This window comes from Streptacidiphilus anmyonensis, assembly GCF_000787855.1.
Lineage (GTDB): Bacteria > Actinomycetota > Actinomycetes > Streptomycetales > Streptomycetaceae > Streptacidiphilus > Streptacidiphilus anmyonensis.
Window position 1 is genome coordinate 33171 of the sequence record NZ_BBPQ01000056.1, and the last position, 16762, is coordinate 49932.

The window sequence follows — 16762 nt, forward strand, 5'->3', positions numbered from 1 at the left end:
CGCCGGCTGCACGCGTGCGCCGCCCGAAGGGTCAACACCGCCTCCTGCGCTCCAATCCCGCTGGTCGCGAGGACGGCGACGTAGTCTTCCTGCGTGCGGAGCTGGATCGATCAAGGCGTCGAGATCGTCGAGGAGCCCTCGCTGCCTCTGGTCGAGCAGATCGTCGAGGCGGGCCGGGCCTTCTGGCTCGACATCGAGAACCCGACCGACGAGGTCATCGACCGCCTCGCTGCCCGCCTGCACCTGCATCCGCTGGCCGTGGAGGACTCCAAACAGTTCGGCCAGCAGGGGAAACTGCAGATCTACGGCAACGTGGCCATGATCGCCGGTTTTGGGCTCGACGAGCGGATGCGCGAGCCGGTGGAGGTGCACTGCTACTACACCACCGGCTTCCTCATCACGCTGCACCGAGCCCCGAGCCCGGCCCTGGAGGCGCTGCGCCGGGGGCCGTCCCTCCAGCCGCTGCTGCAGGCCGAGCCCATCCGGGCGCTGCACCGCCTGTTGAGCGCGCTGCACGCCCCGTTTCCGGCGTTCGTCCTGGGGATGGACGAACGGCTGGACGCGCTGGAGCAGCGGGTGCTCCGCGAGGCGGACGACGACGACCTGAGCGAGATCACCGCCATCCGGCACCAGGCCGCGTCGATGCGCCACACGCTGCGGCCCGGCCGGGAGCTGGCGGCTCGGATGCCGCTGGTGATGTCGCTCCCCGGCGCCGACCGGGACACCCAGCTGTACGTCGAGGACTTCAGCGACGAGCTCCAGCGGGTCGTGGCCGACCTCACGGCGATCGAGGAGCGGTGCATCACGCTGCTCGGCCTCCAGGCGTCGCTGGCGGGCAATCACCTGGCCACGGTGAGCCGCCGGCTCGCCGCCGTCGCCACCATCTTCCTGCCCATCTCGTTCCTCGCGGGATTCTGGGGCGAGAACTTCAACGTCCTCACCGGAACCTTCGAGAAGGGATGGGCGGCCTTCCTGATCCTGAGCGTGGGACTGAACGTGGCCTGCGTCCTGATCACCGTGTTCGTGCTCAGCCGCCGCCGATGGAATTGAGGACGTGCCTAGGTGCGCTCTCCGGGCAGCCACCGCAGCGCGAACCACAGCTCCATCCGCACGTCCTGGTCCTGCAGGTCGACATCGAGCAACTCGGCGACCCGGCCGATGCGTTGGCGGGCCGTGTTGCGGTGCAGTTGCAGGGCCGCGGCAGTGCGGTCCCAACTGCCGTGCAGGCTGAGCCAGGTGCGCAGCGTCTCCAGCAGCACGTCGGCTCCCGGCGTCCTCGCCTGGGCAAGGGGGGCGAATCGGGCCCTGGCCAGCGCTTCCGCGTCGGCAGGGGCGACCAGGCCGTGGACGCTCTGGTCCTGGACCCGGTGGCGCACGACCGGCAGGCCGACAGCCAGCGCGCGGCGCAGTGCGCGGGCGGCCTGGTTGTCGGCGACCGCCAGGTCCGTCGCCGACGCCGGCGCGCTGAAGCCGAAGGTCCAGCCGAGCCTCCCGAGGGTGGTGGCCTCGGTCGGGCGGGAGTCGCCGTGCTCGGGGACGAGGGCGCGCAGTGACGCGCCGTCCAGTTGGAGGTAGGCGGTGCCGAGCGTGGTTCCCAGGGCGGCCAGCTGCACGGGATCGCTCTCGGGTCGACCCATGGCGCTGGGAGTTGACTCCGTGTAACGGCCGTGGACGACCACCCAGCTGCTGCCGGGGGGCGCGTCGGGAGGCAGGAGTGCCGACGCGACCGCGCGCGGCGCCTCGCCGAGCATCAGTCGCACCAGCGCGCCTGCGCTGCGCGCGTCGCCTCCCAGCGCGTGCCGGGGGCTCGTGAGCAGGGACAGCAGCACGATGGCCACCCCGGTCACCGAACGGTGCACGGCCGTCGGTGGCTTGGTGGCCGCCACCGCCAGGACCAGGGGCGCGGTACTGCGGTCGGTCCCCGGAAGGGTGTGCACGGTCAGGTGGAACCCGGTGTGGTGTTCCGCGGCTGAGGACGGCGGGCGGGGCCGGTCCGCGCCGCTCGCGTCTGCTGCCTGCGGCTGCGCGACCAGATGCGTCGTCAGTTCGCGTAGCCGCTGGACGGTGGCGGCTGCGGGCCGGGGTCCGTCGGCGAAGAGCTCACGGCCGGTGGCGTCCGCCAGCGCCGTCCAGGCGTCGAGGTGGACCGAGAGCTGGTGGAGGACGGCCCGCAGCGCGTCCGGGCGTCCGGCCGCGGCGGCGAGCGCGGACTGGGCGTCGGAGATCTGTCGCAGGTCACGGTTGCGTGCCTCAGCCATGGCCGAGTAGGCCGCGCGGCCGACGGCGACGAAGGGCGTCTCACGCGGGACCCGCAGCAGCGGCAGACCGTGCCGGTCGCAGGCCGCGACCAGTTCGGGGGGCACCTCGTCGTAGACGGGGGCGATACCGAAGCCGATGGCCGCCGCACCGGCTCCGACGACGCTGCGGACGTAGGAGTCGACGCCTTCGGGGGTCTGCGGGAGCCGGACGCCTGCGGTCAGCAGCATGTGCCCGCTCAGCAGGTAGGGGGCCGGCTCCTCGACCTCGGTGGTGCCGACGGTCCCCACGAGGCGGTCCTCCGTGGGGCCGGCGATGTGGCGAAGGCCCAGGGAGGGGTCGGCCAGCAGGACGCTGAGCGGAACGGCGGGGGCACCGGGTGCGGGTGCGTGGCCGACCGGGTGCGTCGCGGGCGAGGGTGCGGATTCATCCATTCCGGCACAGCATAATGGACGAATCCTGCGCTTCCGTGGGGGGTTCCCGGCGAACTAACTTCTTGCTCCAAGGCGGTACGCCGGGCCCGGCGCTCCTCTCAGCGTGACGCACCGCCCCTCCCCCACAGCTGCTCCGAGCCCCTGTTCCAGGGGCTCGGGAGCTTCCCCCTGCCCCTTGGGAGTGCCTCCATGGCCGTCGACTACCTTGTGATGATCGTCTACCTGTCCGGCATCATCGGCGTGGGCTGGTGGGGCAAGCGACGCGCCCGCTCCAAGAGCGACTTCCTCGTCGCCGGCCGACGGCTCGGCCCCCTGATGTACACCGGCACCATGGCCGCGGTCGTCCTCGGCGGCGCCTCGACCATCGGCGGTGTCCGACTTGGCTACACGTACGGCCTGTCGGGAGCCGCGATGGTCTTCGCCATCGGCCTCGGTCTGCTGGCCCTCAGCATCTTCTTCTCCGCGCGGATCGCGCGGCTGCGGGTCTACACCGTCGCGGAGATGCTCTCGCTGCGCTACGGCGACGGGGCGGCCCTGATCTCCGGCGTGGTGATGTGGATCTACACGCTCATGCTGGCCGTCACCTCCACCATCGCCTACGCCAGCGTCTTCGACGTCCTGTTCGACGTGCCGCGCTGGGCCGCGGTGTGCATCGGCGGCGCGATCGTCGTCGGCTACTCGGCGCTCGGCGGGATGTGGTCGATCACCCTGACCGACATGGTGCAGTTCGTGGTCAAGAGCATCGGCGTGCTGCTCCTGCTGCTGCCCATCGCCGTGGTCAAGGCCGGCGGCTTCGGCGCGATGGCGGACAGGCTGCCGCACGGCTACCTCTCGCCGACCTCGATCGGCGGCCAGACCATCTTCACCTACGTGCTGATCTACACCTTCGGCATGCTCATCGGCCAGGACATCTGGCAGCGGGTCTTCACCGCGCGCAGCGACAAGGTCGCCGCCTACGGCGGGACCGTCGCCGGCGTCTACTGCCTGGTCTACGCCGTGGCCGGAGCCGTCATCGGCATGGCCGCCAAGACGCTCTACCCGACCCTGCCGGGCGCGGACAGCGCGTTCGCGACGATCGTCAAGCACGTCCTGCCCACCGGGATCAAGGGCCTGGTCCTGGCCGCTGCGCTGTCGGCGATGATGTCCACCGCCAGCGGGGCCCTGATCGCGTCGGCCACCGTCGCGAACAACGACATCCTCGGCCGCCTGCGGGTCCTGCGCAGCGGCCGCACCGAGGACGGCGGCGGCCGGGAGGGCGACGAGGTGCGCGGCAACCGGGTGGCGATCGTCGTCCTCGGCGTCGCGGCCATCGTGATCGCCTGTCTGCTCAGCGATGTCGTCTCCGCCCTCACCGTGGCCTACAACCTGCTCGTCGGCGGCCTGCTCGTGCCGATCCTGGGCGGCCTGGTGTGGAAGCGCGGCAACCTGGCCGGAGCGCGCGCCTCGATGGTCGCGGGCGGCGCCACCGTCATCGGGTTCATGGTCGCCAAGGGCGTCCTCGCCAACGAGCCGATCTACTACGGCCTGGCCGTCAGCCTGGTGGCCTACACCGCCGCCAGCCTGGCCACCCGGCCCACGGACGCCCGGGTGCTGGAGCAGTGGCGCGACCGCCTGGCGGGGCGCAGCCCCGAGCAGACGCAGGCGACACCCGGCGAGTCCGCGATCGCCCCGGCCGCGCTCTGAGCCGCCCCCGACCGAGGAGCAGCACGATGTCCCCGAGCACCACGCTCCAAGCCGGGCACCGAGCCGCCGAGGAACTGCGTCTGCGGCGCGAACTCGCGGCGGTCTACCGCCTGGTGGCCCACTTCCGGATGACGGATCTGATCTTCACGCACATCTCCGTCCGTCTTCCCGGCCCCGGGCAGCACTTCCTGATCAACCCCTACGGCCTCCTCTTCGAGGAGGTCACCGCCTCCAACCTCGTGAAGATCGACCTGGCAGGGCAGGCGGTCGAGGAGACGCCGCACCCCGTGAACCCGGCCGGGTTCGTGATCCACAGCGCGATCCACGCGGCGCGCGCGGACGCCCACTGCGTCCTGCACACCCATACCAGGGCCGGCTGCGCCGTCGCCGCCCAGCAGGACGGGCTGCTGCCCCTGAACCAGATCTCCATGGAGTTCCACGGCCGACTCGGCTACCACGACTACGAAGGCGTCGCGCTCAACCTCGCCGAACAGGGCCGTCTGGTCGCCGACCTCGGCCCTCACCCCGCGATGATCCTCCGCCACCACGGTCTGCTGACCGTCGGCGAAACCCCCGCCCAGGCGTTCCTGCGCATGTACTACCTGGACAAGGCCTGCGAGATCCAGACCGCCGCGGCAGCGGGCGGCGCGAAGCTCACCGTCCCCGACGCCGCGATCTGCGACCTGACCGCGCGTCAGCTCTCCGGTGAGGAACACGGGTCCGACCTGCAGGACGATCACGCCTACGACCTGGCCTGGGCGGCGCTGCTGCGGCTGCTGGACCGCGTCGCCCCCGACTACACCGACTGACAAGGAACACACCCTCCATGAGCTCCACCGAACCACGCGGACCCGTCGACTCCTCCCGCGTCCCCCGCTACGCCGGTCCCGCCACCTTCGCCCGCCTCCCCCGCCTCGACGAGGTCGCGCAGGCCGACGTCGCCGTGGTCGGCGTCCCCTTCGACAGCGGCGTCTCCTACCGTCCCGGGGCCCGCTTCGGCGGCAACGCCGTCCGCGAGGCCAGCCGCCTGCTGCGTCCCTACAACCCGGGCCAGGACGCCGCACCGTTCGCGCTGGTCCAGGTCGCCGACGCGGGGGACGTCGCCGCCAACCCCTTCAACATCAACGAGGCGGTGGAGACGGTCGAGGCAGCCGCCGACGCACTCCTGGCCACCGGAGCCAGGCTGATGACGCTCGGCGGCGACCACACCATCGCCCTGCCGCTGCTGCGCTCGGTCGCCAAGAAGCACGGACCCGTCGCGCTGCTGCACTTCGACGCCCACCTGGACACCTGGGACACCTACTTCGGCGCCGAGTACACGCACGGCACCCCGTTCCGCCGCGCCGTCGAGGAGGGCATCCTCGACACCGAGGCGCTGTCCCACGTGGGCACCCGCGGCCCGCTGTACGGAAAGCAGGACCTCACCGACGACGAGAAGCTCGGCTTCGGCATCGTCACCTCGGCGGACGTCATGCGGCGCGGCGTCGACGAGGTCGCCCAGCAACTGCGTGAACGGATCGGCGACCGGCCCCTCTACGTCTCCGTCGACATCGACGTGCTGGACCCCGCCCACGCCCCCGGCACCGGCACACCCGAGGCCGGCGGCCTCACCTCCCGTGAACTGCTGGAGATCCTGCGCGGCCTGGCCGGCTGCCACCTGGTCTCCGCGGACGTCGTCGAGGTCGCCCCGGCGTACGACCACGCCGAGATCACCGCAGTCGCCGCCTCCCACACGGCCTACGAGCTCACGACGCTGATGGCACGCCAGATCGCCGCGTCCCGGCAGGAGACCGCCCAGTGAACCACGTCCGCAACGGCGGTGACCTGGTCGTCGAATCCCTCACCGCGCTCGGCGCGCGGTGCGTCTTCGGCCTCCCGGGCCAGCACGCCCTCGGTCTCTTCGACGCCCTGCGCCGCTCCGAACTGCGGTATGTCGGTCTGCGCGTGGAGAACAACGCCGGCTTCGCCGCCGACGGATACGCCCGCACCGCGCGTACCGTCGCCCCGCTCTTCCTGTCCACCGGTCCGGGCGCGCTGACCTCCCTCGCCGCCCTCCAGGAGGCCGCCGCCGCCTCCGTGCCCGTGCTCGCGGTGTCCAGCCAGATCCCCTCGGCGGGCCTCGGCGGCCGCCGCCGCGGCTATCTGCACGAACTCGTCGACCAGCAGGCCAGTTTCCGGGACGTCGTCAAGTCGGTCCACACCGCGCGCACCGCCTCACAGATCCCCTCGGCTCTGGCCGCCGCCTGGGAGTCCGCGCTCGCCGCGCCCAGCGGCCCGGTATGGGTGGAGATCCCCCAGGACGTGCTCCTCGCGCCGACCACCGTTCCGCCGGTACGCGACCTGCACGCCGAGCCGCGCCCGCTCACCCCGCGCTCCGAGCTGATCGCCGAGGCCGCAGCCCTGGTGGCCGAGGCCCGGCGACCGGTGGTCCTGGCCGGCGGCGGCGTCGTCCGCTCCGGTGCGACCGACGAACTGCTGCGCCTCGCCGAGCAGGTGCGCGCACCCGTCGCGTGCACCTTCGGCGGCAAGGGCGCCTTCCCGTGGGAGCACCCGCTCTCCCTTCAGTCCTGGCTGGAGGACCGGTACACCACCGAGCTCCTCGAGGACGCCGACGTCCTCCTGGTGGTCGGCTCCGGTCTGGGCGAGCTGACCAGCAACTACCACACCCTCGCGCCACGTGGCCGGATCATCCAGATCGAAGCGGACCTGGGGAAGCTGGAGTCCAACCACCCGGCGCTGGGCATCCACGCCGACGCCCGCCTCGCTCTGACCGCCCTCGCCGACGCCGTACCGGCCAGGACGCCCGACGGCGCCGCCGAGGCCACCGCGGCCGACCTGCTGAAGCGCGTCCGGGCCCGGCTCGACGCCCAGGGTCTCGATCTGGAGCAGGGCGTCCTCGCTTCTGTACGCGGGGCGCTGCCCGAGGGGGCCCCGGTCTTCTTCGACATGACCATCCTCGGCTACTGGGCCTGGTCGGCCTTCGACGCGCGCGAGCCCAACACCATGCACTCGGGCCAGGGCGCCGGCGGCCTGGGCTACGGCTACCCGGCGGCCCTCGGCGCCGCCGCGGCCCGCCCGGACAGCCCCGTCCTGGCGGTCTCCGGCGACGGCGGCGCGATGTACTCCATCGCCGAACTCGCCACCGCCCGCCAACTCGACCTCGACGTCACCTGGCTGATCGTCGACGACGGCGGCTACGGCATCCTGCGCGAGTACATGAACGACACCTTCGGCGAGGCCACCGCGACCGAACTGGCCCGGCCGGACTTCGTCAAGCTCGCCGAGTCGTTCGGCGTTCCCGCCACCCTGACCACGGTCGCCGACCTGGCCCACGACCTCGCGGCGGCGCTGGCCGCACCGGGCCCGAACGTGGTCGTCCTCCCCGCCTTCCTGCGGATGTTCGAGCCCACCCACATCGGGCCGAACTGAACGCCTGCCCCAGAACCGAGGAGAACGCCTTGCGCGACCTTCGCACACTGCACAACCACGTCAACGGTGCGTTCGTCGACGCCGTCGACGGACGCACCCTGGACATCGTCGACCCCACCACCGGTCAGGTGTACGCGACCTCTCCGCTGTCCGGCGCGGCGGATGTGGACGCCGCCATGGCAGCCGCCGCCGACGCCTTCCCGCACTGGCGCGACGCCACCCCCAGCACCCGGCAGAAGCTGCTGCTCAGGATCGCCGACGCGATCGAGGCCCGAGCGGACGAACTCGTGGACGCGGAGTGCCGTGACACCGGCAAGCCGCGCGGGCTGACCCTCTCGGAGGAGATCGGCCCCATGGCCGACCAGGTCCGCTTCTTCGCCGGCGCCGCCCGCCTGCTGGAGGGCAGGTCCGCGGGCGAGTACGCGGACGGGATGACCTCCATCATCCGCCGGGAGCCGATCGGCGTCTGCGCCCAGGTCGCACCGTGGAACTACCCCATGATGACGGCGGTGTGGAAGTTCGCCCCCGCCCTGGCCGCAGGGAACACGGTCGTCCTCAAGCCCTCGGACACCACTCCGGCCTCCACGGTGCTCCTCGCCGACATCGTCGGCGGCGTCCTCGCGGACATGGGACTGCCGGCCGGCGTCCTCAACGTGATCTGCGGCGACCGCGAGACCGGCCGCCTGATGGTCGAACACCCGACCCCGGCGATGGCCGCCATCACCGGCTCTGTACGGGCCGGGATCCAGGTCGCCCAGTCGGCGGCCGGGGACGTCAAGCGCGTCCATCTGGAACTCGGCGGCAAGGCGCCGGTCCTGGTCTTCGAGGACGCCGACATCGCCGAGGCCGCCCGGGTGATCTCGACGGCGGGCTTCTTCAACGCGGGCCAGGACTGTACGGCCGCGACCCGTGTCCTGGTGCACGAGTCGATCCACGCCCCCTTCGTCGAGGCCCTGACCAAGGCCGCCGCCGGCGCCAGGACCGGCGGCGTCGACGAGGCGGACGTCTGCTACGGCCCGCTGAACAACGCCGACCAGCTAGCCCAGGTGTCCGGCTACATCGAGCGGCTGCCCGCTCACGCCACGGTGGAGACCGGCGGCCACCGGGTCGGCGAGGCGGGCTACTTCTACGCGGCCACCGTCGTGACCGGCCTCCGTCAGCACGACGAGATCATCCAGAACGAGGTCTTCGGCCCGGTCATCACCGTGCAGAGGTTCTCCGACGAGGACCAGGCCGTCGAGTACGCCAACGACGTGAGGTTCGCCCTGGCCTCCTCCGTCTGGACCAAGGACCATGCCCGCGCCATGCGCATGTCCCGGCGCCTGGACTTCGGCTGCGTCTGGATCAACACCCACGCGCCGCTCCTCGCCGAGATGCCGCACGGCGGATTCAAGCAGTCCGGCTACGGCAAGGACCTCTCCGCCTACGGCTTCGAGGACTACACCCGCATCAAGCACGTCATGACCGCCCTCTGAGCGTCCGCCCTCGTCGTTCTCGTGCGCGCGACGCAGGTGCGGTGACGTGCCGCCCGCATCCGAAACCCCTGGAGCCCTGTCGCCCGGGCGATCCGGGCCCTGCCCACTCGTGAGGGTCCCTCTGGTTGCCGGTCGAGCGGGTCCGTGCCGAGATGGTTACGGACGCACACGGACCTGATGGAGGCTCAGCCGGAGCCTTCGCCCGACCGGGAGAGCCGCCGCACGAGAGTGAGAGCTCCGGCGGCGCGACAGGGAGAGACGAGATGGCGAGTCGATCGACCTCCGCTTCTCCGGCGGCGAGCGAACGTCGCACGGTGATGAAGGTCCTCATCGCGCTGGGCCTGGTGCTCGTCGCGCAGGCCCTTTTCGCGCTGTGCCTGGTGAGCGCCCAGCAATTGCTCGTCCCGCGGGACATGCCGTTCGGTGTGTCCGGGGCCCCGTCGCCCGTCGTCGCCGCGGTGGCGTCGAAGGCGGGGCTGAGCCTGACCTCGTATCCGAACCAGTCGGCGGTGACCAGCGCGGCGAACCGGGGCGAGATCTACGGGGCGTACCTCACCGGCGGCTCGTCCGACACGCTGGTCGTTGTTCCGTCGAAGAGCTTCTTCGCCCAGACCGAGCTGGAACCGGCGTTCCTGGACGCGGCCCACAAGCTGGGCCGCCCGGTCACGGTGCAGTCGATCGCGCCGCTCACCGCCGACGACCCGGTCGGCGCGGTGCCCTCGCTCCTGCTGCTGCCGCTGCTGATCGGCGGATACCTCGCGGCCGTGCTGGTCTTCAAGGCGGCTCACGGCGTCGCGGCCGCCCCTTGGCGCGCCGCCATCCTGATCGGGTACGCCCTGGTGGGCGCGCTGCTGACCGACCTGATCGCCGGTCCGGGCCTCGGGGCCTACCCCAACAGCCGCTTCTGGCCGTTGCTGCCGTGCTTCTGGCTGGTCACCTCCGCCGTGGCCCTGGCGTCCGCCGCCGTCCAGGCGGTGGTGGGCAGGATGGGCACCCTGCTGGTGGCGGTGCTGTTCATCGTCGTCGGCGGTCCGCCCGCCGGCGGTCTGGGCACCTACCTGCTCCCCGTGTACTGGCGCAACATCGGCGTGGTCCTCCCGCCGCAGAACGCGATCACCCTGATCAACCACGTGCTCTACTTCGGCGGCAACGACATCTCCACCCCGCTGGTCGTGCTGCTCCTGTACGTCGCCGCCGGGGTGGCCGTCATCGGCTGGTACGGGCGCATCCGCCCGGCCAGGGCCACGGCCCCGGCGGACGGCCCGGGGCGTGCGGGCGGTGTCCCGCCCGCACGCAGGCGGGCGGTGATCGCCATGGTCACGGCGCTCGGCGTCTGCGCCGTCATGCAGTGCCTGTTCGCGACCACCTACATGGACGCCGAGCACGCTCCCAAGGCCTCGAACCTCCCGTTCGGCGTCGTCGGGTCCTCCCCCGTCCTGACCGCGGCTCAGAAGAGCATCTCCCTCCAGGTCACCTCGTATCCCAACGAAGCCGCGGTCAAGTCCGCGATCGACCAGGCCCATCTCTTCGGCGCGCTGGTGTCCTCCGGCGGCTCGACCACCCTGATCGTGGTGCCGTCCATGAGCGACCTGGCGCCGCTCGACCTCGCGGTCCGCTTCGAGGACGCCGCCAAGGCCACCGGACAGAAGCTCGCCGTCCAGCCGTACGCGCCGGTCCCGCTCGCGGCCAAGGACCCGTTCGGCCTGGTCCAGGCGCTCATGCTGGTCCCCCTGCTCATCGGCGGGTACATGTCCTCGACCCTGCTGATGACCGCGACCGGCAGAGCCGCCGGCCGCTGGCGGGCGGCGCAGCTCCTCGGCTTCGCCGTCGTGGGCGGCCTGCTCGTCGACGTGGTCGTCTGCTACTGGCTGCGCGGGTTCCCCAGTCACAAGTTCTGGATCGTCTGGCCCATCTGTTCGCTGATCATCGCCGTGGTCGCCTTCGTCGCCGCGGTCCTGCAGAAACTGCTCGGGCCGATCGGCACACTGGTGACGGTCGTCGTGATGATCCTGCTCGGCAACCCGTCCTCCGGCGGTGCCAGTGGAGTGCCGTACCTGCCCGCGTTCTGGCGCGACCTCGGCCCCTACCTGCCGCCCCGCAACGGATACATCCTGCTGCACCACACGATCTACTTCAGCGGACACGGAACCAGCCAGGCACTGACCAACCTGCTCATCTACCTGGTCGCCGCCGGTGCCGTCCTGGCCGTGCTCGACTGGCGTCGTCCCGAGCCCGCCGTGCCCGTCGACGCCACCGAGGCGGCAGCCATGGCCGTCCCCATCGGCGCCACACCGTAAGGCGACGGGCTACGCGGGCTGCCCGGCAGGACCGGACGTGGGACGAAAGGCATCGACAGCATCGTGACGACCGACCAGATCCTCGCGGGCGTCGGGCTGACGCTGGTCCTCGCGGTGGGCTGTCAGATCCTCGCCGAGCGCTTCCGGTTCCCGGCGCTGGTCGCGCTCCTGCCCGTCGGGTTCGCCGCAGGAGCGCTGACCGACGTGGTCAATCCGCAGCGCCTGCTGGGCCCCGCCTTCTCACCGCTGGTCTCGCTCGCGGTGGCCGTGATCCTCTACGACGCGGGCAGGGCCTTGGACCTGGGCCGGTTGCACGGCCATACCCGCCGCGTCGTCCTGCGTCTGATCGCGCTGGGTGTGCCCATCACCGGTGGGGCCGCCATGGGATTCAGCATGCTTCTGTTCGACATGCCGGCGACCACGGCGGCCATGCTCGGGGTGATCCTGGTGGTGTCCGGTCCGACCGTGGTCGGCCCGCTGCTCGGTTTCGTGCGGCCGAAGGAGAGGCTCCAGCACATCCTGGCGTGGGAAGGGTCCCTGATCGACCCGGTCGGCGGCATCCTCGGCGCGATCACCTTCCACGCGGTCAGCGCGAGCACGGTCGGCCATCCCGGCGCCCAGGTGCTCCGGTTCTTCGGCAGCCTGGGCGTCGGCCTGGCCGGCGGCGCCGTGGGCACGGTGGCCATGTGGCTCCTGCTGGCCCGGATGCGCCTGAGCGAGAGGCTGGCCACCTCCGCCCAACTCGCGGTGGTGGTGGGGATCGCCGCCGCCTGCGACGCGGTTCGCGACGATTCCGGCCTCATCGCCGCGGTGGTCATCGGGCTCGCGGTGACCAACCTGTCCTCCCTGAGGATCCAGGCCCGCAATCCGTTCTTCGAAACCCTGGTGCAGCAGATTCTGGGCATCCTCTTCATCTCCATCAGCGCGACCATCACGCCCGCGAGCCTGCGGCACCTGGGGTGGCCGGCCCTCGGCCTGATCGCGGCCCTGGTGCTGCTGGTGCGTCCTGTCGTCGCGCTCGTCGCGACACTGCGGACGGACCTCGGCCGGGGCGAGCGAAGCTTCGTCGGCTGGATGGCTCCCCGCGGGATCGTGGCGGCGGGCACCGCGTCGACGTTCTCCGCGTCCCTGGCCTCGCAGGGCGTTCCCAAGGCCGCGGACATCCTCCCCGTCACCTACCTGGTCATCGTCGCCACCGTCACGCTGTACGCGTTCACGGCGGAGCCGGTGGCCTCCTGGCTGCGGGTGCGCCGGCCCGCAGCTTCGCGGCCCCTGCTGGTGGGCGGCGAGGACTGGGTGGTCGACCTGGCGACGGTCCTCCGGGCGGCGGGCGTCGACGTGCTGATGTGGGCCGGTCTGGAGGAGCAGCGGCAGCGGCTTCGGCAGACCGGGCTGGAACTGCTCCCCGGCGGGCTCATGGCCACCGGAATCGGCGACGGGGGCGGCATCGAGGGAATCACCACGATCCTGCTGCTCAGCCGCGAGGACGACTTCAACGCCCTGGTCTCGACCCTGCTCGGCTCCCAGGGAGGCCGGGTGTACCGCCTCGCGCCGGCGGTCGAGCAGCGCGTCCGCGGCCCCCAGGCCGACAGCGAGACGCTGTTCGCACCCCAGCTCACCCGGACGGAGATCGAGCAGCGCCACCGAGGTGGTGCCACGATCGCCGCCCACCCGGCGGGAACCGTCCCGTCGGCGGACTACGACCTCCTCTTCCGCATCCGAGCCGACGGGGCCCTGGCCCCCGTCACCCGGTCCCGTGCCCCGGCCCGCGAGGAAGGGGACACCGAGGTGGTTCTCGGCACGGGCGTGACGGCGATGCCCGTGCCTGTGGAGGGGACGACATGACCAGGAGAGACGCGCGGCTGCACCCGCCATCAGGCCGCAGGAGACTCCGGTGGAACTGATTCACGTCCGCATCGTGGTGCCTCCCACGCTGACCGAGCCGGTGGTCGAGTTGCTCAGCGCCGACCGGCATGTCTTCAACGTCGTGGTCGCGCCCGCCGCCGCACGCGATCCGGCAGGCGACGCTCTCGAATGCGACATCATGAAGGGCGGAGCGAACAGCGTGCTGGGCGCGCTGCGGGAGCTCGGCGTCGAGGACGCCGGTTCGATCGCGATCGACGAAGTCGACATGACGTTCTCTCAGCGCATGGAGCGGATCGAAGCCGAGGAGCCGGGTGCGTTCCTGCACTCGCCCCTGTGGGTCTCGGTCGAGGCGCACATCCGGAACGAGGGCACCTACCAGCCCAGCTTCTACCTCTTCCTGGTCATCGCCGGGCTCATCGGCGCCGTCGGCATCATGTCGAACTCGCAGATCCTGATCGTGGCGGCCATGGTCGTCGGCCCCGAGTACAGCGCGATCACCAGCGTCGCCCTCGCCCTGGACCGGCACAACCGGCTGCGCGTCCTGGACGGTCTGCGCGCGCTGACGCTCGGATTCTCCCTGGCCATCGTCGCGAGCCTGGCCTTCTCCCTGCTGTCCCGCGCGGGCGGCTTCCAGTCCAGGGCCTTCGAACTCGGTCTGCGACCGGTCTCCAACCTCATCGACACACCGAACTTCTTCTCGTTCGTCGTCGCGGTCCTCGCGGGCATCGTCGGGATCGTCTCCCTGACCGAGGCGCGCGCCAGCGCCCTGCTGGGCGTGTTCATCTCGGTGACCACGATTCCCGCCGCCTCGGACGTCGCCGTGTCGATCGCCTACGGCTCATGGCACGAGGCGTGGGGCTCGTTTCTCCAACTGCTGCTCAATGTCGTGACGCTCGTGATCGTGGGCGTCCTCGCCCTCCGGGGACAGCGGCGCCTGTGGCGCCGCGCCGCCCGTCGGGCCGCGGAACGCCCCGGACGGGCGTGAGGTCCTCACGACCGGACGTGGCGCTCAGGGCCTGATGATCGGGCCCTGAGCGCCTCGGCCGTCGCTAGCGGCGCATCCGGCTCACGGGATGCTCCACTGCTGGTTGGCGGTGTCGGCGCAGTCCCAGATCTGGACCTGGGTGCCGGAGCCGCCGTAGCCCGTGTCGTCCAGGCACTTGTTGGACTGGGGGTTGTACAGCTCGCCGTTGGACTGCGGGATCCACACCTGGGCTCCGGTGTTGTTGCAGTCGTACAGGTCGACCGTCGTCCCGTCGGCGCTGCCGCCGCCGTTGATGTCGAGGCACTTGCCCAGCACGTGCAGGGTGGTGCCGGCCTGGACGAAGGTCCACTGCTGGGCGGGGGTGCCGTTGCAGGTGTAGACCTGGATCGGGTTGAAGTTGGCGGTGCTGGCGGACCGGTCGTCGAGGCAGAGCCCCTGGTAGCCGGTGACCGGGCCACCGCCGCCCGTGCCGCCACCGCCGCCGCCGCTTCCGGTCGTGGTGTACGCGGCGACGTAGCCGACGCTCATCGTCGCGCCGGAGCTGGTGGCCGACGTCGGCGTGGTGCAGCCGCAGACGCCGTTGGGGAAGCCGCCGCCCATGGCGAGGTCGAAGATGATCGATAGGTTGTGGTCGAAGGCCGCCTGCCAGGTGCTGGTGCCGACCTGGGCCTCGGTCACCTGGAAGTACTGGTTGCCGTCGAGGTAGAAGGTGATGTTCTCGGCGGCGGTGTTGGTGCGGTCGAGGATCATCGAGTACGTGTGGTAGCCGCTCTGGCAGCCGTTGCAGGCGGTGAGACCACTGCCGATGCCGTTGCCCTCGTTGCACGGGCCGCCGGGGTAGGTGCCGCAGTGGATCGTCCCGGCCACCTGGGAGCGGGCGTTGACGTCCTCCATGATGTCGATCTCGCCGTTCTCGGGCCACTGGCCGGGGCCGAGCATCCAGAAGGCGGGCCAGTAGCCGAGCCCGGAGCCGGGGTTGGGCTGCTGGATCTCGGCGGTGACCTCCAGCTTGCCGCCGGCGGGCGCGCCGACGTTGGCGCTGGTGGTCTGGATCCGGCCGGAGGTCCAGTTGCCGTTGCCGTCCCTCAGGGCGGTGATGTCGAGGTGGCCGTTGCCGTCCAGGTGGACGTTGGCGGCCGAGTTGGTCATCGTCTCGATCTCGCCGGTGCCGAAGTTGGAGCCCGGGCCGGTGTCGTACATCCAGTTGCCCGAGGGGGCGGATCCCGAGGCGCCGGCGAAGTTGTCGCTGAAGGCGGTCTGCCAGCCGGAGGGCGGGCCGGGGACGGTGTCGGCGCGGGCGGCGCCGACGGGCGCGGTGATCAGCACGGCCACGACGGTGGCGATCGTCGCGAGCGTCGCGAGGACGCGCCTGATCAGGGTGGGGCGGCGGGAACGGGCGGGGTCGGACTGCATGCGGCTCCTCCGGGTGGGGGGCGGGCGGAGCGGCCGGAGAGCGTTCTCCCGGCGGCCGTTGGCATGTTCCCGCCGCCCCGGCCTCGGCGTCAAGACTTGTGCGCGTGAAGCTTGTTGACGAGCCGTTGCGTTCACTTTCCGAAGACGCGTGCCGGAACCCGTGGCTCGGAAGCCTTCGCCGGGGGTCTTCCTCCGATCCCACTCTTGTTGTAATTTCTGTCAACAAGGGCAGCGGGGCCCGCGCCGAGCGTCACCCGGAGGCATCGATGGCACAGCTCACCACCGCAGCGCACGTCCACGGCAGAGCGCACACGTCCGCGGACGACGACGTCTCGAAGCGACTGCTCGACTCGGCCGCGACCCTCTCCTACGACCCGTCCGTCGAGATCGACTGGGACGCGCCGCTCCCCGAGGACCACTACGGGCTCAACCCGGAGTGGAGCACCCTCTACGGCACCCGGCTGTGGGACGAGATGACCGAGCAGCAACGGGTCACGCTCACCCGGCACGAGGTCGGCTCGATCATGATGACGGGCATCTGGTTCGAGATGATCCTGCAGCAGATGGTGCTGCGCGATCAGTACCTGAAGGACCCGGCCAACTCCGAGTTCCGCTTCGCGCTCACCGAGATCGCCGACGAGTGCCGGCACTCCATCATGTTCGCGCGGGCCTGCGAGAAGATGGGCGTGCCGCAGTACAAGCCGCTCCGGGCGTGGGCGGAGGCCGGGCGCGGCTTCAAGGCGCTGGCCCGCGCCGAGCTCGCCTACGGCGGCATCCTCGTCGCCGAGGAGGTCCTCGACGTGATGCAGCGCGACTGGATGCGCGGCGAGAACGTGCTGGAGATCGTGCGCGGCACCTCGCGGATCCACGTCGTCGAGGAGTCCCGGCACATGAAGTTCGCTCGCCAGGAGATCCGCGAGCGGC

General features: G+C 71.4%; 12 protein-coding genes. 10 read left to right on the plus strand and 2 right to left on the minus strand.

From position 1 onward, the window contains the following. Positions 1–93: 93 nt before the first annotated feature. Positions 94–1050 (plus strand): magnesium transporter CorA family protein, encoded by a 957-nt coding sequence (locus TR50_RS32050; RefSeq protein WP_042430403.1) that lies wholly within the window; start codon positions 94–96, stop codon positions 1048–1050. An 8-nt stretch (positions 1051–1058) separates the two neighbouring features. Here TR50_RS32050 and TR50_RS32055 read toward each other — a convergent pair whose 3' ends face one another. Further along, positions 1059–2690 (minus strand): PucR family transcriptional regulator, encoded by a 1632-nt coding sequence (locus tag TR50_RS32055; protein ID WP_042430406.1) that lies wholly within the window; start codon positions 2688–2690, stop codon positions 1059–1061. A gap of 189 nt (positions 2691–2879) precedes the next feature. On the opposite strand from TR50_RS32055, the gene TR50_RS32060 reads away from it, so the two are divergent. The 8 genes from TR50_RS32060 to TR50_RS32095 all read left to right on the plus strand — a co-directional run bounded on the left by TR50_RS32060 (position 2880) and on the right by TR50_RS32095 (position 14425). Then, on the plus strand, positions 2880–4373 hold the full coding sequence (locus tag TR50_RS32060) for a sodium:solute symporter family protein (RefSeq protein ID WP_042430409.1): 1494 nt from the start codon (positions 2880–2882) through the stop codon (positions 4371–4373). Positions 4374–4399: 26 nt separating this feature from the next. Next, on the plus strand, positions 4400–5182 hold the full coding sequence (locus TR50_RS32065; RefSeq protein WP_042430412.1) for a class II aldolase/adducin family protein: 783 nt from the start codon (positions 4400–4402) through the stop codon (positions 5180–5182). 17 nt (positions 5183–5199) lie between these two features. Beyond that, on the plus strand, positions 5200–6174 hold the full coding sequence (speB, locus tag TR50_RS32070) for an agmatinase (RefSeq protein WP_042430415.1): 975 nt from the start codon (positions 5200–5202) through the stop codon (positions 6172–6174). Beyond that, positions 6171–7802: a thiamine pyrophosphate-binding protein gene (locus TR50_RS32075; protein WP_042430417.1), complete on the plus strand. Its 1632-nt coding sequence runs from the start codon at positions 6171–6173 to the stop codon at positions 7800–7802. Before speB ends, TR50_RS32075 begins: the two co-directional genes overlap by 4 nt. Positions 7803–7831: 29 nt before the next feature. Then, positions 7832–9277, plus strand: a complete 1446-nt coding sequence (locus tag TR50_RS32080) for a gamma-aminobutyraldehyde dehydrogenase (RefSeq protein ID WP_042430418.1) — start codon at positions 7832–7834, stop codon at positions 9275–9277. 263 nt (positions 9278–9540) lie between these two features. Further along, positions 9541–11574, plus strand: a complete 2034-nt coding sequence (locus TR50_RS32085; protein ID WP_152648755.1) for a hypothetical protein — start codon at positions 9541–9543, stop codon at positions 11572–11574. A gap of 63 nt (positions 11575–11637) precedes the next feature. Then, positions 11638–13419: a cation:proton antiporter gene (locus TR50_RS32090; protein WP_042430429.1), complete on the plus strand. Its 1782-nt coding sequence runs from the start codon at positions 11638–11640 to the stop codon at positions 13417–13419. A 49-nt stretch (positions 13420–13468) separates the two neighbouring features. Then, the gene (locus tag TR50_RS32095) at positions 13469–14425 is read left to right on the plus strand and encodes a DUF389 domain-containing protein (RefSeq protein WP_042430432.1); all 957 of its coding nucleotides are present in this window, start codon (positions 13469–13471) and stop codon (positions 14423–14425) included. 81 nt (positions 14426–14506) lie between these two features. Here TR50_RS32095 and TR50_RS32100 read toward each other — a convergent pair whose 3' ends face one another. Continuing rightward, positions 14507–15838: a ricin-type beta-trefoil lectin domain protein gene (locus TR50_RS32100; RefSeq protein ID WP_042430435.1), complete on the minus strand. Its 1332-nt coding sequence runs from the start codon at positions 15836–15838 to the stop codon at positions 14507–14509. Positions 15839–16104: 266 nt separating this feature from the next. Here TR50_RS32100 and TR50_RS32105 point away from each other — a divergent pair. Continuing rightward, positions 16105–16762 (plus strand): AurF N-oxygenase family protein (locus tag TR50_RS32105; protein ID WP_236654675.1); only part of this gene is annotated, 658 nt, incomplete at its 3' end.